Source organism: Streptomyces sp. SAI-127 (assembly GCF_029894425.1).
GTDB lineage: Bacteria > Actinomycetota > Actinomycetes > Streptomycetales > Streptomycetaceae > Streptomyces.
The window spans coordinates 9,101,823-9,120,133 of the sequence record NZ_JARXYJ010000001.1 but is presented as its reverse complement, the minus strand read 5'-3'; the positions used below and the strand labels follow the sequence as shown (position 1 = coordinate 9,120,133).

Here is an 18,311-nt window from a genome sequence, read left to right as displayed (position 1 = left end):
ATCGTGCCGGCGATACGCGGCAGGCTCTTTGCGTTGCTGCTGACCGTCTCGGCCGTCATGGCCGGTACCGCTGTGCCCGCCGGCGCCGGTCAGCAGGACGACCGGCGCGGCTGGACGGGGACCTGGGCGACGGCGGCCAGTGAGCACTACGAGGTCTCGGGGATGTCCGAGGTGACGGTACGGATGCCGGTGCACATCAGCGTCGGCGGTTCATCCGTGCGCATCCGGCTGACCAACGCCTACGCCACCGACCCGGTGACGATCGGGCACGCGACCGTGGGCCTGCGCGACGGCGGTTCCGCCGTGGCCCGTCCCTACGACCTGCGGTTCGGCGGCAAGCGCGCGGTCACCGTCCCCGCGGGCGGCCAGGCGGTCAGCGATCCGGTCGGACTCGCCGTGCCGGCCCTGGCCGACCTGGTCGTCAGTCTCCATCTGCCCGGTCCGGTCACGCACATCACCGATCACTGGTGGGCACAGCAGACCGTGTACTGGACGGACTACGGTGCGGGCGACCACACGGCCGACACCACCGGCGACGCCTACACCTGGACCACCACGAGCTGGCCGTTCCTCAGCGGCGTCGACGTGACCGCGCCGAGGACCGGGGCGGTGGTGGCGCTCGGCGACTCGATCACCGACGGGTCCTACTCGACGGCCGACACCAACCAGCGCTGGCCCGACCTGCTCTCCGCCCGGCTGAACGCCTGCCTGCCCGGCGCAGGGGTGCTCAACGCGGGCATCACCAGCAACCGGATCACCGCCGGGACCGAGACCAACCCCTCGGCCCTCGACCGGCTCGAACGCGATGTGCTCTCCCAGCCGGGCGCCAGGACGCTGATCCTCTTCGAGGGGATCAACGATCTCGGCGGGGCGAGTGCCGAACAGATCATCGCCGGGATGACGGAGATCGCCGACCGGGCGCACCAGCGCGGGATGCGGGTCGTCGGCGCCACGATCACCCCGTACAAGGACTTCACCTGGGGCGGTTGGAGCGAGGAGACGGAGGCGCGGCGGCAGCAGGTCAACGCGTTCGTCCGGGACTCCCGCGGGGTCTTCGACGACTACGCCGACTTCGACCGGGCGGTCCGGGACCCGGCGGATCCACGGCGGCTGGGCGCGGCGTACGACTCCGGTGACCATCTGCACCCCAACGATGCCGGGATGAAGGCATTCGCCGACTCCATAGACCTGAGCGAGCTCGGCCTCGGCCGCGGCTGTTCCTGAGGAGGAACCGTGACTGGACGGCTTGAACACCGGCGGGGGCACCGAAGATTCGCAGTCCTGTCCACGGCGTTGGCTGCCACCGTGGCATCCCTGCTTCCGGCGGCGCCCGCCGCGGCCGAGACGGCGCAGCCGGGGTGGACGGGGACGTGGGCGACCGCCCAGCACGCCGCGTACGACCCGGGCACCTCGGAGGTGACCGTGCGGATTCCGGTACGGGTGAGCGCGGGCGGGTCGAGCGTGCGCATCCGCCTGACCAACGACTTCACCACCGAGCCGGTGACCATCGGTCACGCGACCGTCGGACTTCGGGATGGCGGTTCCGCCGTCACGAAGCCGCAGAAGCTGCGGTTCGGCGGGAAGAGTGGGGTGACGATCGCGGCCGGCGAGCAGGCGGCCAGCGATCAGGTCCAACTCACCGTGCCCGCCCGCAGCGACCTGGTCGTCAGCCTGTACTTCCCCGGCCGGCTCACCCACATCAGCCAGCACTGGATGGGCCTCCAGACCGTCTACTGGACGCCCGACGGCGGCGGCGACCACGCCGCGGACGCCGACGGGGACGCCTTCACCAAGACCGACTCCACCTTCCCGTTCCTGACCGGCGTCGACGTCCAGGGCGGAAACGCGGCGGGCTCGGTGGTCGCGCTCGGCGACTCCATCACCGACGGCGCGGCCTCCACCTCCAACGCCAACCGGCGCTGGCCCGACTACCTGGCGGGCCGGCTGTCGGCCTGCACGACCACCGCCGGGGTGCTGAACGAGGGCATCAGCGGCAACCGGATCACGGCCGGTGTCGACGGCAACCCGTCGGCACTGGACCGGCTGGAACGCGACGTGCTGTCGCAGCCGGGCGCCCGGACGGTGGTCCTGTTCGAGGGGGTCAACGACCTCAGCTGGGGCGGCGCCACCGGCGATCAGGTGATCGACGGCATGAAGGAGATCGTGCGCCGCGCCCACGAACGCGGACTGCGCGTGATCGGCGCGACGGTCGTGCCGTATCGCGGCTGGGGCGACTGGTGGACCGAGGCCAAGGAGGCCGACCGGCAGAAGGTCAACACGTTCGTACGCGAGGGTGGCGTCTTCGACGGCTACGCCGACTTCGACAAGGCGGTGCGGGACCCGGACGACCCCACTCGCTACGGCGCCGCGTTCGACTCCGGTGACCATCTGCACCCCAACGACACCGGGATGAAGGCGTTCGCCGACGCGGTCGACCTCGCCGGGCTGCGGGTGGCCCGTGACTGCCCCTCGGCCCGCGTCCGTCTCACCCCGTACCGGCCGACCGTGCAAGCCGGCGGCGACGGCACGGAGATCACGTCGACCGTCACCAACACCGGTCCCGCGACAGTCACTCAGGTCAGCACTCGCCTCGATCTCCCGGACGGCTGGTCCGCCGAACCGGCCGGCAGCACGCGGCCCCTCTCTCTCGCGCCGGGCGACAGCGCCAAAGTCATCTGGACGGTGACCCCGGCGGCCGACGCGACCTGGGGCACCCACGAGATCGGCGTACGCACCTCCTTCGTCCAGGACGGTCGCACCCGGCGCGACTCCGACAGCGTGGACGCCACGGTGACCCCCGCTCCGTCCGAGGTGCGGGCGCCGTATCTGACGGCCTCCACCACCACCGAGCAGGCCCAATACGCCCAGAACGGCGACCAGTTCGCCATCTGGGCGGGCGGCCAGGACCTGTCCGGCTGGAAGGACGAGAAGGCGGCCGTCTATCTCGCCGACGCCGCGCCACCGTCCGGCACGGTGACCGCCCGGGTCGTCGGTCAGACCGGCAGCGGCCCGTCCGCCAAGGCGGGGATCGCCGTGGCCAACGACTTCACCGCGCTGGAGGCGGGCGGCTACGCGGTGCTCACCATGTCCGCGCAGTTCGGACTGGAGTTCCTGACCGACAGCGACGGTGACGGGAAGCTCGACACCTGGGCCGGGGGCGGCAGTTCGTACCACCCCGCCTGGCTGAAGCTCGTCCGCGACGGCACCGCCTACACCGCGTACGCCAGTTCCGACGGCACCGCCTGGCAACAGGTCGCCACCGCCACCGTGCCGTCCGCGAGCGGCACGGGCGACGCCGGTCTGGTCGCGAGCGCCGTCAACCTCGACTACCCCGGCCAGATCACGACCGCACTCTTCGACTCCTTCTCCACGCACAGCTGAGAGGCACATTCATGGCAGTCGACCGCAGACACTTCATGACCACCGCGGCCGCCCTCGGTGGCGCGGTGCTGCTCGCCCCGCCCGGCACCGCCCAGGCACTCAGCCAGGGCACTTCGTCCGGAGTCCCGGGCATCCCCGACTACCAGCCCACCAAGGCCTCCCTCGACACCCACCCGCTGCCGCGCTGGTACAAGGACGCCAAGTTCGGCATCTTCGTCCACTGGGGCATCTACTCGGTGATCGGCGGCGCGACACCGAGAAGCGCCTCGGAGTGGTACCTGTGGTACCAGAGCACCAAGGACACCGCCGAGTGGAAGTACCACCGCGACACGTACGGCGAGAACGTCACCTACGACGATCTCATCCCGCAGTTCAAGGCCGAGAAGTACGATCCCGACGCCTGGGTGAAGCTGTTCGAGCAGGCGGGCGCCGAGTACTTCGCGCTGACCAGCAAGCACCACGACGGATTCGCCCTCTACCCGAGCCAGGTGACGGACCGTCACTCCGTGGCGTACGGCCCGAAGCGTGACCTGGTCGGTGAGCTGATGACCGCGGCCCGCAGGCGCGGCACCGTGCGGCCGGGCCTGTACTACTCGCTCGGCGAGTTCTTCAACCCGGCGATCGGCCGGCCGATGCGCAACTTCTACACCGACGAGGAGATTCCGATGACCGGCTACAAGCCGGTCCAGGACTACGTCGGCGACTACGAGCTCAAGCAGCTGTACGAGATCATCGACCGTTACGACCCGGAGCTGCTCTGGGCCGACGGCCAGTGGTTCCGGCCCACCGGCAACCCGCCGTGGCGCAGCGAAGAACCCATGGCGCACTACTACAACCAGGCCAAGAACCGTAAGTACCCCAAGGGTGTCGTGATCAACGACCGGTTCGACACCCACTTCGACTTCGCGACGTACGAGCAGCGCACCAACCCCACGATGGACCCGCAGAAGTGGGAGTGCTGCATGACCATCGGCTACTCCTGGGGCTACAACAAGCACGAGCCGGACGAGGACTACAAGACCTCCGAGTTCCTGATCCGGCTGCTCGCCGACGTGGTCAGCAAGAACGGCAATCTGCTGCTCAACATCGGTCCCAAGCCGGACGGCACGATCCCCGAGATCATGCAGGAACGGCTGAAGGACATCGGCGCCTGGCTGAACGTCAACGGCCCCGCGATCTACGGGTCGACACCCTGGGTGCGGGCGGAGGAGGAGGGCAGTGCGCTCGGCATCCGCTACACCGTCTCCCCCGGCAAGTTCAACATCATCGTGCTGGGCAAGCCCAGCGGCACCCTCTCGGTGCCGGGTGACATCCCCATCAGCGCCACGTCCCGGGTTCGGCTGCTCGGCACGAGCGGCAGTCTGCGGTGGACCCGCGGCGACGGAAAGATCAACATCACCGTCCCGTCCTCCCTGCCCAGCGACATCGCCAACGTCTTCACCGTCGACTGGGCCCGGTGAGCGGCATGGGAATCAGCAACGGTACCCAGTTCGACGCCCTGGGCCCCACCCTCACCGTCACCTCGCAGCCGGCCGAGCCGGCGGGCGGTGACACGGTCACCGCCACGGCGGTCCTCACCAACGACTGTCCTTTCCCCCTCCTCAACGCCGTGCTCCATCTGATCAACCCCCGGGCCACCACGGCGGCGAAGACCATCCCGCTCGGCGACCTGCGGCCCGGCGCGAAGACAACCCGGCGCTGGGAGACGGCGATCCCGGCCGACGTGGCCGGGGACGTGTCGTTCACCGCGCACGTGGTCTTCGACGTCGACGAGCACAGCAGCGACTGCGCGCGGTCCGCGAAGACGTTCACCGTGCCCTACGAGCCCAACGAGGTGCGGGACCCTTACCGGACGTTCGCCACGACCGACGACGCGAAGTTCGGGCAGTACGGCAGCCAGTTGGTGATCTGGGCGGGAGGCCGCGACTTCTCCGGAGGCACCGACGAGAAGGCAGGCATCCTCCTTCCCGGCTCCGCCGCCGAGTCGAGCGTGGTGCAGGTCGAGACGGTCAGCCTCACCGGCAGCGACAACCCCACCGCGAAGTACGGCATCGCCGTCGCCAACGACCTGACCGCGCCGGAGAAGGGCGGCTACGCCGTACTCACCATGTCGAAGTCGTACGGCGTGGAGTTCATGACCGACAGCGACGGCGACGGACACCTCGACACCTGGGCCGGCGGCGGCGCTTCCACCCATCCCGCCTGGCTGCGCCTGGACCGTGACGGCACGACGTGCACCGCGTACACCAGTACCAACAACGGTCTTTCCTGGAACGAGATCGCGAGCGCGACCGTGCCCTCCGCGAGCGGCGCCCTGGACGCGGGTGTGGTGGCGAGCGCCGTGAACCTCAACTATCCCGGCACGACGGTCCAGGCCGTGTTCGACCACTTCACCGTGGAGGCGTCGTGACCGCCTACCGTCCCGAGGAGGACTTCCTCTCGCCTCCCGTCTCGCTCACCGTCACGCCGGCCGCACCCGAGGCCGGCAAGACCGTGACCCTGACGGCCACCCTCACCAACTCCACCAGGATCGCGCTGCGCAGCACCGTGCTCTATCTCGCCGTGGACGACTCCGCCGAACAGGACGGCCTGGGCGATCTCGCGCCCGGACGGTCGGTGACCCGCACCTGGCGGACCCGGCTCGCCGCCGAGGCCGAGGGCCGGGTCGTGTTCACCGCGCACGCCCTCTTCGACGTGCACCCGCACGGCTCCGACTGCACTCGCACCACCTCCTCGGCCCTGCTGCCGTACCGCTCGTTGCCGAAGGCCTTCGACAACGCGGGGATCTCCACCGAGGACGCCCTCACCGTCGCGAACATCGACGGCTCGAACTCCAGCCTGTCCGCCGAGGCGCTGGCGTCGGTGGGGCTGACCCCGGGTGCCACGGTCACCTACGACGGGGTGCCCTTCACCTGGCCGGACACCCGGCCCGGGAGCAACGACAACGTCATCTCCTACGGCCAGACCGTGCTGTTGTCCGGTTCCGGTTCCCGGTTGTCCTTCCTCGGCACCAGCACGTGGGGCGACGGCAAGGGTGACGGGAAGGTCGTCTACGCCGACGGCACCGAGCAGGCGTTCTCGGTCGCCGTCCCCGACTGGTACGGCGCGAACGCCTCCGCCGCGGTGGTGCTGCCCTACCGCCACATCAGCTCCGGCCGTGACGACAACCCCGTCAGCCTGTTCACCTTCGGCGTCGATCTGACAGCCGGGAAGGAACTGCGTTCCGTGGTCCTGCCCAAGGTCAGCGACGGCGTCCAAGCGGGCGCCCCCGCCCTGCACATCTTCGCCATGACGATCACGACGATCAACTGAGCTCGGCCGGAAGGACGTTCATGCACGACAACCGAGGTGACCTCGACCTCCCAGGCGTCACCCGCAGACAGATCCTCACGGGCGCGGTGGCGCTGGGCGGCGCCGCGCTGCTGCCCCTGCCGCAGAACGCGTACGCGGCCGACGGCGCCCTGTTCGACACCGCGCCCGCCGCGGCCGCGCTGAAGCGTCTGCTTCCCGACCACTACCAGCAACTCATCCTGCGGGCCGTCAAGGACGTCACCGACCGCTTCCGGGTCACCGGCCGGGCCGGGCAGATCACGGTGGAGGGCACCAGCCCCGCCGTGCTGCTCGCGGGCCTCCACACCTACCTGAGGCGGACCGCGCACGCCTCCGTCTCCTGGACCGGCGAGCAGTTGAACCTGCCGCGGACCCTCCCGGCGCCCGCCACGGAGATCACGGGAACGGCCAACGTGCCGCACCGCTTCGCCTTCAACGACACCAACGAGGGATACACCGGCGCCTACCGCGACTGGGACGCCTGGCAGTACGAGTTGGACGTGCTGGCCGTGCACGGGGTCAACCGGGTCCTCGTCTACATCGGTGGCGACGCCGTCTACTACGACACGTTCCGTCAGTTCGGCTACACCGACGCCGAGATGCGCGCCTGGATCCCGGCCCCGGCCCACCAGCCCTGGTGGCTGCTGCAGAACATGTCGGGCTTCGGCGGGCCCGTGTCCCGGCAGCTCATCGAGAAGCGTGCCGTGCTCGCCGAGAAGATCGTCGACCGGATCCGTGAACTGGGCATGAAGCCGGTTCTGCCGGGCTACTACGGCAGCGTCCCGGACGACTTCCCCGCCAAGCACGGCGGCGACGCGACCGTGGTGGCGCAGGGCTCCTGGGGCGCCTTCAAACGCCCCGACTGGCTCGACCCGCGCACCACGGCCTTCGAGGACGTGGCCGCCACTTTCTACCGTGCCCAGAAGGAACGGCTCGGCGAGAGCACGATGTACAAGATGGACCTGCTGCACGAGGGCGGCAACGCCGGTGACGTGCCGGTGGGCGAGGCCGCGGGGGCCGTCGAGGCGGCACTGCAGAAGGCCCACCCGGGCGCCGTCTGGGCGATCCTCGGCTGGCAGAACAACCCGGCCAAGGAACTGCTGGACGGAGTCGACAAGAGCCGGATGCTGATCGTGGACGGCCTGTCGGACCGCTACACCACCGTCACGGACCGGGAGAGCGACTGGGGCGGCACCCCGTACGCCTTCGGCAGCATCTGGAACTTCGGCGGCCACACCCCGATCGGCGCCAACGCCCCGGACTGGGTGGAGCAGTACCCCAAGTGGCGTGACAAGAAGGACAGTGCGCTCGCCGGTATCGCGGCGATGCCCGAGGGAGCGGACAACAACGCGCCCGCGCTCGCCCTCCTCACCGACCTGGCCTGGACGCCCGGCACCGTGGACCTCGACGACTGGTTCGCCGCGTACGCCCTGTCCCGCTACGGCGGCCCCGACCGGCACGCGGCCGCGGCCTGGCAGACGATCCGCGACACCGCGTACAACATGTCTCGCGCGGACTCCTGGAGCGAGGCACCCGACGGCCTGTTCGGCGCCCGTCCGAGCCTGACGGCGAACAAGGCCGCCGCCTGGGGGCCGGAGAAGGACCGCTACGACACCACGGCCTTCGATACCGCACTCACCGAACTCCTCGCGGTACAACCGGGGTTGAGGGGCAGCTCGGCCTACCGGTACGACGTCGTCGACGTGGCCCGGCAGGTCCTGTCCAACCGCAGCCGGGTCCTGCTGCCGCAGATCAAGGCGGCGCACGATGCCGGGGACAAGGCCCTGTTCGGCAAGCTGACCAAGACCTGGCTGGGCTGGATGGACCTCCTCGACGACCTGCTGGCGACCTCCGGCCCGCATCTGCTCGGGCGATGGCTCGCCGACGCGCGCTCCTGGGGCGTGGACCGGGCCGAGAAGGACCGCCTCGAATACGACGTCCGCTCCCTCATCACCACCTGGGGCGGACGCCAAAGCAGCGAAGAAGGCCTGCACGACTATGCGAACCGGGAGTGGTCCGGACTGGTCGGCGGCCTGTACCGCACCCGCTGGCAGACGTACTTCGACGCGCTCACCACGGGAAAGGACCCGTCGACGATCGACTGGTTCGCCCTGGAGGACCGCTGGGCACACGCGCACGAGACGTACCCGACCGATCCCCACGGCTCCCCGTACGCCCTGGCCCGCAGCGTGCGCGACCTGCTCACCGCCACTCCCTACCAGGCGGCCCTCACGGCGGGTGTCGACCGGGGAGCGGTGGCCGAGGGCACGCCCGCGACGGTGACGGTCACGTTCACCAACAGGAACGGGTTCACGGCGGCCCGCGGCGTGACCCTCTCCGTCACCGCCCCCGAGGGCATGACGGTGAAGCCGCTCGATCCGGTGGGCACGGCGTCGGTGGCATCCGGCGAAACCTTCGCCGCTCGCTTCGAGGTCTCTCTGGCGGGTGCGCCCACGGAACTGGTCGGCCGGGTCGTCGCGGCGGCGGTGTACGCGGGTGGCGGAAAGGTGGTGGCGCCGGTACGGCTGATGGCCGCGGCCGGGGTCGGCGACCCGTACCGCACGGTCTCCTTCAACGACGCGGTGTTCGGCCAGGCCGGCGACGAGATCGCCGTCGAGGGCGCGGGGGCCGACCTGTGGGGCGCCACCAACGAGTTCGGGGCGGTGTACCGGGCGGGCGCGTACGGCGACGGGACGGTGGCCCAGGTCACGGTCACGTCCCAGGACGCGTCCGGGGGCTGGGCACGGGCGGGCCTCATCGTCCGCAACGACCTGGGCACGCAGGGGACCGCGGGCTATGTGAACCTGGCGATCACACCGTCCAACGGCTGCGCGTTGAGCTGGGACGCGGACGGTGACGGCCGTTTCGACTCGATCGAACTGTCGGGCTCCTTCACCGCGCCGGTGCGGCTGCGGCTGACCCGGTCCGGCTCCTCGTACACCGGTGAGGCCAGCACGGACGGCGTCAACTGGACGACGGTGGGCACTGCCACGCCGGGAGGCGCGGCCGCCGCACAGGACGTCGGGGTCTTCATGACCGCGGCCAACGGCTGGACCGACGGACGGGGCATCGCCACGTTCGACGGATTCACGGTGGCCTGATCGCGGTGACCGCGACGCCCGCGGTCACGAGACAGCGGCCCGGCCCCTTCCACCGCGCGGTGGAGGGGGCCTACGGCAGTCGCCAGTCCACCGGCTGGGCGCCCTGCCGCAGCAGCAGATCGTTGGCCCGGCTGAACGGACGCGAGCCGAAGAATCCGCGGTCCGCCGACATCGGCGAGGGATGAGCGGACTCAATTGCCGGAAGGTCCCCCAGGAGAGGCCGCAGATTACGCGCGTCGCGCCCCCACAGGATCGATACCAGCGGCTTCCCTCGAGCGGCAAGCGCCCGGATGGCCTGCTCGGTGACCTCCTCCCAGCCCTGGCCGCGGTGCGCGCCCGGCTTGCGCGGGGCCGTCGTCAACGCCCTGTTGAGCAGCAGCACACCCTGTTCGGCCCACGGCGTCAGATCGCCGTTCGACGGCCGGGCCAGCCCCAGGTCGGAGTGCATCTCCCGGAAGATGTTCTCCAGGCTGCCCGGCAGGGAACGCACCTCGGGCGAGACCGCGAAACTCAACCCGATCGCCATCCCCGGCGTCGGGTACGGGTCCTGACCGACGATCAGAACGCGGACGTCGTCGAAGGGCTGCTGGAAGGCCCGCAGGACATTCGCCCCGGCCGGCAGGTAGGTACGGCCCGCCGCTATCTCGGCCCGGAGGAAGTCCCCCATGGCGGCGATGCGTTCGGCGGCAGGCTCGAGAGCCTTCGCCCAGCCTGCTTCAACAAGTTCGTGCAAGGGTCGTGGTGCCACGGCGTGTCACTCTACTGGCAGGCACCGGGGGCCAAGCACAGTCTCGTACATGGATGCCGCATCACCGGGAAGGCGGGGAGCTTGTCACTTGACGGGACCGGTACGGGGGAAGGGTTTCTCGCCGTCGACTCCGGCGGCTCCGGCCTGCGGGTCGTCGTCGGCACGCCCGGCCGGGGGACCACGGCCCCGCGGGAGTCCCGGGTGCCCGTGCGGACGGGTGCGCGCGGGATCGACCCGGGGCACCTGATGGAGCAACTGACGCCCATGGTCCGGGCGCTGCTGCCCGAGGCGGGATTGACCGGACTGGACACCGCCGTCGTCGGGGCGGCCGGTCTCGCGACCCTGGGTGATGCGCTGCGGGCCGAGCTTCCCAGCGCGCTGGAAAGGGAGTTCGGGGTCCGGACCGTCGCGCTCGTCGCGGACGCGGTGACGGCGTACACCGGCGCTCTCGGTCCGCGCCCGGGTGCGGTCGTCGCGGCCGGTACCGGTCTCATCGCGATCGGCACCGACCTCGAGTCCTGGCGCCGGGCGGACGGCTGGGGTCATCTGCTGGGCGACTGCGGGGGCGGCGCGTGGATCGGGCGGGCCGGGCTGGAGGCCGCGCTGCGGGCCCACGACGGGCGGTCCGGGGGCTCGGCCGCTCTGCTGGCGCTGGCCGAGGAGTCGTTCGGACCGGTGCGGGAGCTGCCCGGCAGGGTGTACCCGCGTACGGACCGGCCCGCCGTGCTCGCCTCCTTCGCGCCCCAAGTGGCGGCCTGCGCCGGGAGCGACCCGGTCGCCGGGAGGATCCTGCGCGAGGCGGCCCGGCACATGGCGGACTCGACGGCCGCGGTCTGTCCGGCTCAGGGCGAGGCGTATGTCAGCCTCACCGGTGGCTTGTTCAGGATGGGTGCCGCCCTCGTCGTACCGCTGGAGGCGGAGCTGAAGCGGCGACTGCCGCACGCACGGCAGGTCGCGGCGGCGGGCGGACCGTTGGAGGGATCCGTACAGATCGCCTCAGATCTGGCGTGTGGCTCGCTCACTCTTCCGAGCGACGAGTCGATGTTGTACGTCGTGACCCCAAAGAGGGGCTGAAGCGGACGTAACTCATCAGACAAAACCGGACGGATACCGCTCACCTGCACCCTCCCCGAACAGGGGAGCCCCGGAAACCAGTAACATGCGTCGCCATGAGCTCCCCCACTGGGCCCGCGTCCGGCCTGCCAGTACGAATGCCGCGACCTCGCCAGCCCGGGCGGCACCGCCGACCCGAGCCTTTGGCGGCTCCCGAGGGCGCGCCCGCGCTCGTCCTCGCGGTTCCGGGCACGCCCGCGGCCGCCACGCGCAGCCTCGCCGAGGAGGTCGTGAGCATCGCCCGCTCCGAGCTCCCCGGCCTCGACGCGCGGATCGGGTACCTCGACGGGGACGACTCGGAGTTCCCCACGCTTCAGGCCGTCCTGACCCATGCCGCCGAGGAGCGCACCGCCCGTTACGAGCAGGCCAAGGCCGCCGGGATGGACGTCAAGGAGCCCGACGGCCCCGTCGCCGTCGTGGTGCCGCTGCTCGCCGGTCCGGACAGCGCGCTGCTGCGCAGGATCCGCCAGGCGGTGATGGACAGCCGGATCGCGGCCGACCTCACCGATGTGCTGGGCCCGCACCCGCTGCTCGCCGAGGCGCTGCACGTACGTCTGTCGGAGGCCGGGCTGGCCCGCGCCGACCGCGCTCGCCTGTTCGCCGTGACGACCGCCGCGGACGGCATCATCCTGGGCGCGGTGGGCGGCGAGGAGGCCGTGCAGGCGGCCGGGATCACCGGCATGCTGCTCGCCGCGCGTCTCGCCGTGCCGGTGATGGCGGCGGCGCTCGACCAGGACGGCTCGATCGCGTCCATCGCCGATCAGCTGCGGTCCTCCGGTTCGCAGCAGCTGGCGCTCGCGCCGTATCTGATAGGGCCGGAGATCGACCCCGCCGTCATCGAGGAGGCGGCCAGGGAGGCCGGCTGCTCCGCCGCCGAGCCGCTCGGCCCCTACCCGGCGATCGGCAAGCTCGTCCTCGCCAAGTACACGACCGCGCTGGGCATCGCCCCGCAGCAGGCGCAGGGCGCACCGGTGCGCTGAGCGCCCCCCCCTGCGACCGCGTCACCGAAAGGGCCCGCTCCATCCATCGGAGCGGGCCCTTCGGTGTGGCAGGCGGTGGATCAGTCGAAGACCACGCAGGACGCGGCCGGGACCTCGATCGAGCCCTCGTACCTGGGCAGGCCGGTCGCCGGGTCCACGGCGAACCAGGTCACCTCGCCGGAGCGCTCGTTCGCCACGTACAGGAATCCGCCGGACTCCGTGAGGGCCCTGGGCCAGCGGCCGCCGCAGATGACCGTGCCGACCAGCCGCAGGTCGTCGCCCTCGACGGCGAACGTGGACAGGACGTCCTCGCCCCGGGTGGCGGTCCACACGAAACGGCCGTCGGGGGACGTGACGACGCCCGACGGGTAGGCGTCGCCCTGCGGGGCGCCCGCCAGCACCGGGATCTCCCTCAGGGGCTTCAGGGAGCCCTCCTCGGCGTCCCAGCGGCAGCTGATGAGGGTCGGGGTGAGTTCGTTGAGGACGTAGGCACGGGTCCCGTCGGGATGGAAGGCCAGGTGACGCGGGCCCGAGCCGGGGCGCAGGGCGACCTCGCGGTGCACGTCGAGCGCGCCGTCCGTCAGGGTGCACACCCGCACGGAGTCCGTGCCGAGGTCGACGCTGACGATCCACCGCCCGCTCGGGTCGGGCTGCACATGGTGGGCGTGCGGGCTCTGCTGGCGGGGCGTGTGCGGGCCCGAGCCGGTGTGGCGCAGCACGCCGGAGTGGGCAGCCGCGAGGGAGCCGTCGGCGCGCAGCGGCACGGTGGTGACGCTGCCGGAGCCGTAGTTGGCGGTCAGGACGTGTCCGGCGTGCACGGCGAGGTGCGTGGGCGAGTTCCCGTCGACCGGCACCGGCGGGCCGGCCGGCTCGGGCCGGTCGCCGTTCACCCGGTACGCGGCCACCGCGCCCTGGGCCGTCTCGCTGACCGTGTACAGCATGTCCCCGCGGGCCGACAGGGCCAGATACGACGGATCGGGTACGCCGTTCAGGCCGCTCAGCACCTTCAACGCACCCGTGTCCGGGGCCACCGCCGCCGTCACGATGCCGGGGCCTCCCGCCGCCGTGAAGGACCCGATGTAGGCCCGTCGCCGCCCGTCGCCGTCTGCCACAGTCGTCCCCTCTCGGTCGGTGCCGTCCGGGGCGACGGTAGCAGTCGATCAGCACCGGTCTAGACCAACCTCGGTCACCTTCACAGGGACGTCACGGACATGCCGGCGTGGGTTCAGGCTCCCACCAGCGGTGAGCCGGTCGGCGTGCGCAAGGGCGCGGCCAGCTCAGCGAGCGCCCTTTCCAGTCCGTGCAGATGGGCCAGTGCGGGTTCCTCGGCGAGGGGGCGGTCCGCCACCGGGAAGTCCGTGCCGTCCGTGAGGGACTCCACAGCGGCCTCCACCCGTCGGCACGCGGCGGTCAGGCGGGCGTCGTGCGAGGCCTCGGGGTCGGCCGCGACGGTGACCAGGCCCCGGATCTCCCGGGCGCAGTCGTCGAGGAGGGCGAGGACGCGGCGGGCGCGGCGCTTGCGGGCCGGCATGGGGTTGAGGGGGTGGACCAGCGGGGCCACCGAGAGCCGGACCCTGCCGAGCAGCTGCTCCAGTTCGGTCACACGGCCGGCCGGGTCCGCGCCCGGAACTCCCGCGAGGCGGGCCGCGGCCTCGGCGGTGCAGGCGTGGACGCAGCGCAGGGCGCGCTGGATCCAGGCGTCGGTGACCGCGTGGGTGGTGATCGGCAGGACGAACAGCACCGCGAGGACGGCCCCGACCGCGCCCACGCCGGTCTCCGCGAACCGCAGGGCCAGCAGTCCGGGGTTCAGGACGCCGAGAAGGCCGTAGAGGAGCTCGGCGAGCAGCGTGACCCAGAGCATCATCCACGTGTACGAGACGGCGGCCGTGTAGAAGATGCCGAAGACGCAGACGGCGAGCAGGGCGGCCGTGGGCGCCGCCGCCCCGTGCAGCGGTAGGGCGACGAGCAGGCCGAGGCCGATGCCGATCACGGTGCCGAGGACCCGGCGGAAGCCGCGCACCAGGGTCTCGCCGCGCGAGGTGGTGTTCACGAAGATCCACCAGGTGGCGCCGACGGCCCAGTACCAGCGCTGGCCGGAGATCAGCTGGCCGACGACGAGGGCGAAACCCGCGCCGGCCATGGCCTGGACCGCCTGGCGGGTGGTCGCGCGGGCCAGGCCGGTCCCGGCGGGCGGGGCGGGCACGGGGGCCGGGGGGAGCCGGCGCTCGTAGCACCACAGGCCGAAGCGGACGGCGGCGGCGGTGAGCACGGACAGCAGGACGGCGGCGTAGAGCTCGGGCAGTCGGTCGGTGGTCGCGTGCAGGAACTGCGCCACGAAGAAGGTCATGAACGCGAAGACGCCGAGGCTGTGCCCGCTCGGGCCCCAGCGCCGGGCGTACACGCCCGCGCCGACCACGGCGAGAAGGACGAGGTCGCGGGCGACGGGGTGGTCGTGGAGCTCGGCCGCGGCGGCGAGGACGGGCAGGCCGACGGCGGGCAGCAGGGCGGTGGTGAGCGCCTGCCCGCTGACGGTGGCGTCCGTGACGGTGAACAGGGCGAGCAGCGCGGCGAGGCCGCCGGTGACGGCACCGGCAAGCGAGTGTCCCGCGAGGCCGCACACCAGGACCGCGAGGCCGATGCCGAGCACCGCCCGCGCGGCGAAGCGCAGCCGGGCCCGGCCCGGGTCCGCCGCCATGAACACCCTCTTCAGCACGTACCGCCCCCTGAAAGTCCTGGACACCGGCTCGACACCGGCATGGAAAAGGCGCCGCGGGGTCCGCAGCGCCATCGACGGGCTCATTGCAGCATCCTCGCCGCTGTCGGCTCAAGTGAGGTCGAATATGCTGGGCCATCGGCACAGTGAAAGCGGTCCTGGAGCGTCCACCGGCGGGCCAACGGACCAGGGACGAGGAGGCCGTACGTCATGGCCGTGGACGAGCTCGACACCCGCATCCTCCGGCTGCTGCTGGAGCGGCCGCGGACGAGCGTGCGGGAGTACGCGCGGATTCTCGGCATCGCGCGGGGCACCTTGCAGGCGCGGCTCGACCGGCTGGAGCGGGACGGCGTGATCACCGGTACGGGGCCCTCGCTGTCGCCCGGCGCGCTCGGTCATCCGGTGCTGGCGTTCGTGCACATCGAGGTGACCCAGGGGCGGCTCGACGACGTGGGGGACGCGCTGGCCGCCGTGCCGGAGATCGTCGAGGCGTTCTCGATCGCGGGCGGCGGGGATCTGCTGACGCGGGTCGTGGCGCGGGACAACGCGCATCTGGAGGACGTGATCCAGAAGGTGATCAGCCTGCCGGGAGTGGTGCGGACGCGTACCGAGGTGGCGCTGCGGGAGCGGGTCGCGTACCGGCTGCTGCCGCTGGTGGAGTCGGTCGGGCGCGCTGCCCGGAGTTGATCTTTGACATCCTGGGGGCCATGAGCAGGCTCAGCGGCATATCGGTCATCTTCGATCTCGACGGAACGCTCGTGGACAGCGAGCCGAACTACTACGAAGCGGGTCGGCAGACCCTCGCCGAGCACGGCGTCCCGGACTTCACCTGGACCGACCACGAGCGGTACGTCGGGATCAGCACGCAGGAGACGGTCACGCGGTGGAAGTCGCTGTACCGGCTGCGGGCGTCCGTGCCGGAGCTCCTCGCGGACAAGAACCGGCGCTATCTGGAGCTGGCCCGCACCGCCACACGCGCGTACCCCGAGATGCGCAAGTTCGTGGAGCTGCTCGCCGGCGAGGGCGTGCCGATGGCGGTGGCCTCGGGGTCCTCTCCGCAGGCCATCGACGCGATCCTGGCGGGGACGGGCCTCGACGCGTATCTCCGTACGGCCGTCTCGGCCGACGAGGTCGCCCACGGCAAGCCCGCGCCGGACGTCTTCCTGGAGGCGGCCCGCCGGCTCGGTGCCGACCCGGCCGACTGTGTGGTCCTGGAGGACGCCGCCCCGGGCGCCGCCGCCGCGCACGCCGCCGGGATGCGCTGCATCGCGATCCCGTACGTCGCGGCGCAGGCCGACGCCCCGGAGTTCACCCGCGCCGGTCTCCTCCTGCGGGGAGGTCAGGAGGAGTTCACGGCACGGGCGGCTCATGACTGGCTGGTGCGGAGCCGGAGCTGACGGCGCAGCGCCCGTCCCCGGCTCCGCCGAGCCACCGTCCTACGGCCGCGCCCCGTGCGACGGCTTCGGTGCCGGCTGGATGTTCTGGTTCAGGCGGAACACGTTGTCCGGGTCGCGGTCGGCCTTGATCCGGGCCAGACGGTCGTAGTTGCCGCGGTAGCTGGCGCGGACGCGTTCCTGGCCCTCGTCCATCATCATGTTGACGTAGGCGCCGCCCGCCGAGTGCGGGTGCAGGGCGTCGAAGTAGTCGACGGTCCACCGCTTGACCAGCTCGGCGTTGGCCGGATCGGGGTCGACGCCGGCGAAGACGGAGGCCCAGTTTGCGTGGCGGTAGGCCCAGGGGGTCTCGTCCTGGCCCACGTCGTGGGCGGCGCCGTCGATCGGGTAGAGGTGCATGGTCGACTGGACGGTCGGCACCTCGGCGCCGAACTTGGCGTGCAGCTGGACCGCCTCGTCCGGGACGGTCTCGACGAAGTCCGCCCGCCAGTACCACTGGTGGCCGGGCGGGTAGAGCCCGTCGAACGCGGACTGGATGTCGGGGTGTTGCATGGGCATGGGGGCGTGCAACAGCGGCTGGGGCAGGGCGTCGAGCAGCGGGGCCATCTCGCGTGCCGCGGCCTCGGTGTCGTCGCCGGTGTAGCACCAGACCACGCCGGCCGTCTTGCGGAGCTGGACCTCCTCGGGGAACGGCGGGGCGGGCGGGACGGTGCCGTGCAGGAAGAACCCGCCCAGCTCGCGGGGCGCGTTCAGGATGAACTCACGGTAGGCGGAGAGGACCTCGGCACTGTCCTCGACGGCCCAGAAGGTCGGCCCGGCGATCACTGTGCTGATCTCGTGCAGCCGGAAGACGAACGAGGTGACGACGCCGAAGTTGCCGCCGCCGCCCCGGATCGCCCAGAACAGGTCGCTGTTCTCGTCGGCGCTCGCCCGTACCCGGCGGCCGTCGGCGAGGACGATGTCGGCCTCCAGCAGATTGTCGATGGTCAGCCCGCAGCGGCGGGTGAGGTGACCGAGCCCGCCGCCGGTGGCGATGCCGCCGACCCCGGTCGTGGAGACGATGCCGCTGGGCGTGGCCAGGCCGTGCGCGTTGGTGGCGCGGTCCACCTCGCCCCAGACACAGCCGCCGCCGACCCGCACGGTGCGCGCCTCGGGGTCGACCTGGATGTCCTTCATGGGTGACAGGTCGGCGACCACTCCCCCGTCGACGGTGCCGAGTCCGGCGCCGTGGTGCCCGCCGCCCCGCACGGCGAGGGGCAGGCCGTGGGCGCGGGCGAAGCCGATCGTGCGGGACACCGCGTCCGCGTCGGCACAGCGGGCGACGAGGGCGGGGCGTTTGTCGATCATCGCGTTGTAGACGGTACGAGCCTCCTGGTAGCCGGCGTCGTCGGGGCCGATCAGCTCCCCGGTGAATCCGGTCAGCTCACGACGTGCGGCCTGGGCGGGCGTGCTGGACATGAAGTCCCCCGTTTCCGAATCGGGTAGATTCGTCCGTTCTACTCGCGTCACACCGCAGCGGATATCCGTGACCGTCACCCAGCTCGGCGCTCC

Annotated in this window: 14 protein-coding genes; 10 read left to right on the top strand and 4 right to left on the bottom strand. The window is 71.6% G+C overall.

Features of this window, described 5'->3' with window-relative positions; translation table 11 throughout:
* The first annotated feature begins 33 nt into the window (after positions 1-33).
* The 6 genes from M2157_RS41840 (at position 34) to M2157_RS41815 (ending at position 9,812) form a co-directional block, all read left to right on the top strand.
* Complete coding sequence (locus tag M2157_RS41840; protein ID WP_280855934.1) at positions 34-1,224, top strand: SGNH/GDSL hydrolase family protein; 1,191 nt, start codon at positions 34-36, stop codon at positions 1,222-1,224.
* An 81-nt stretch (positions 1,225-1,305) separates the two neighbouring features.
* The gene (locus M2157_RS41835; protein WP_280867779.1) at positions 1,306-3,381 is read left to right on the top strand and encodes a GDSL-type esterase/lipase family protein; all 2,076 of its coding nucleotides are present in this window, start codon (positions 1,306-1,308) and stop codon (positions 3,379-3,381) included.
* An 11-nt stretch (positions 3,382-3,392) separates the two neighbouring features.
* Positions 3,393-4,841: an alpha-L-fucosidase gene (locus M2157_RS41830; protein ID WP_280867777.1), complete on the top strand. Its 1,449-nt coding sequence runs from the start codon at positions 3,393-3,395 to the stop codon at positions 4,839-4,841.
* Between the two features lie 5 nt (positions 4,842-4,846).
* Positions 4,847-5,791 (top strand): hypothetical protein, encoded by a 945-nt coding sequence (locus tag M2157_RS41825; protein ID WP_280867776.1) that lies wholly within the window; start codon positions 4,847-4,849, stop codon positions 5,789-5,791.
* Positions 5,788-6,693, top strand: coding sequence for a beta-glucosidase (locus M2157_RS41820; protein WP_280867775.1), 906 nt, complete (start codon positions 5,788-5,790; stop codon positions 6,691-6,693). Before M2157_RS41825 ends, M2157_RS41820 begins: the two co-directional genes overlap by 4 nt.
* Positions 6,694-6,713: 20 nt before the next feature.
* Positions 6,714-9,812, top strand: a complete 3,099-nt coding sequence (locus tag M2157_RS41815; protein ID WP_280867774.1) for an alpha-N-acetylglucosaminidase — start codon at positions 6,714-6,716, stop codon at positions 9,810-9,812.
* 70 nt (positions 9,813-9,882) lie between these two features.
* On the opposite strand, the gene M2157_RS41810 is transcribed toward M2157_RS41815, so the two are convergent.
* On the bottom strand, positions 9,883-10,560 hold the full coding sequence (locus tag M2157_RS41810; protein ID WP_280855940.1) for a uracil-DNA glycosylase: 678 nt from the start codon (positions 10,558-10,560) through the stop codon (positions 9,883-9,885).
* 81 nt (positions 10,561-10,641) lie between these two features.
* Between M2157_RS41810 and M2157_RS41805 the strand changes: the two genes are divergently transcribed.
* Complete coding sequence (locus tag M2157_RS41805; protein WP_280867773.1) at positions 10,642-11,634, top strand: BadF/BadG/BcrA/BcrD ATPase family protein; 993 nt, start codon at positions 10,642-10,644, stop codon at positions 11,632-11,634.
* A 95-nt stretch (positions 11,635-11,729) separates the two neighbouring features.
* Positions 11,730-12,653 (top strand): hypothetical protein, encoded by a 924-nt coding sequence (locus M2157_RS41800; RefSeq protein ID WP_280855942.1) that lies wholly within the window; start codon positions 11,730-11,732, stop codon positions 12,651-12,653.
* 80 nt (positions 12,654-12,733) lie between these two features.
* On the opposite strand, the gene M2157_RS41795 is transcribed toward M2157_RS41800, so the two are convergent.
* Both M2157_RS41795 and M2157_RS41790 read right to left on the bottom strand, forming a co-directional pair.
* Positions 12,734-13,765 carry a lactonase family protein gene (locus M2157_RS41795; RefSeq protein WP_280855943.1) on the bottom strand — a complete coding sequence of 344 codons (1,032 nt, stop codon included), beginning with the start codon at positions 13,763-13,765 and terminating at the stop codon, positions 12,734-12,736.
* A 113-nt stretch (positions 13,766-13,878) separates the two neighbouring features.
* A complete protein-coding gene (locus M2157_RS41790) occupies positions 13,879-15,366 on the bottom strand; it encodes an FUSC family protein (protein ID WP_280867772.1) in 1,488 nt (495 codons plus the stop codon).
* A gap of 210 nt (positions 15,367-15,576) precedes the next feature.
* Here M2157_RS41790 and M2157_RS41785 point away from each other — a divergent pair, with 210 nt between their 5' ends.
* Positions 15,577-16,053 carry an Lrp/AsnC family transcriptional regulator gene (locus M2157_RS41785; RefSeq protein WP_266524116.1) on the top strand — a complete coding sequence of 159 codons (477 nt, stop codon included), beginning with the start codon at positions 15,577-15,579 and terminating at the stop codon, positions 16,051-16,053.
* Positions 16,054-16,073: 20 nt separating this feature from the next.
* A complete protein-coding gene (locus M2157_RS41780; RefSeq protein WP_280855946.1) occupies positions 16,074-16,763 on the top strand; it encodes an HAD family phosphatase in 690 nt (229 codons plus the stop codon).
* A 39-nt stretch (positions 16,764-16,802) separates the two neighbouring features.
* On the opposite strand, the gene M2157_RS41775 is transcribed toward M2157_RS41780, so the two are convergent.
* The gene (locus M2157_RS41775; protein WP_280855947.1) at positions 16,803-18,218 is read right to left on the bottom strand and encodes an FAD-binding oxidoreductase; all 1,416 of its coding nucleotides are present in this window, start codon (positions 18,216-18,218) and stop codon (positions 16,803-16,805) included.
* Positions 18,219-18,311 lie beyond the last annotated feature (93 nt).

Bases quoted from the DNA above. Each gene is read 5' to 3' on its own strand.
- M2157_RS41825 (WP_280867776.1), top strand. From the start codon at position 4,847: ATGGGAATCAGCAACGGTACCCAGTTCGACGCCCTGGGCCCCACCCTC.
- M2157_RS41785 (WP_266524116.1), top strand. From the start codon at position 15,577: ATGGCCGTGGACGAGCTCGACACCCGCATCCTCCGGCTGCTGCTGGAG.
- M2157_RS41830 (WP_280867777.1), top strand. From the start codon at position 3,393: ATGGCAGTCGACCGCAGACACTTCATGACCACCGCGGCCGCCCTCGGT.
- M2157_RS41815 (WP_280867774.1), top strand. From the start codon at position 6,714: ATGCACGACAACCGAGGTGACCTCGACCTCCCAGGCGTCACCCGCAGA.
- M2157_RS41800 (WP_280855942.1), top strand. From the start codon at position 11,730: ATGAGCTCCCCCACTGGGCCCGCGTCCGGCCTGCCAGTACGAATGCCG.
- M2157_RS41780 (WP_280855946.1), top strand. From the start codon at position 16,074: ATGAGCAGGCTCAGCGGCATATCGGTCATCTTCGATCTCGACGGAACG.
- M2157_RS41775 (WP_280855947.1), bottom strand. From the start codon at position 18,218: ATGTCCAGCACGCCCGCCCAGGCCGCACGTCGTGAGCTGACCGGATTC.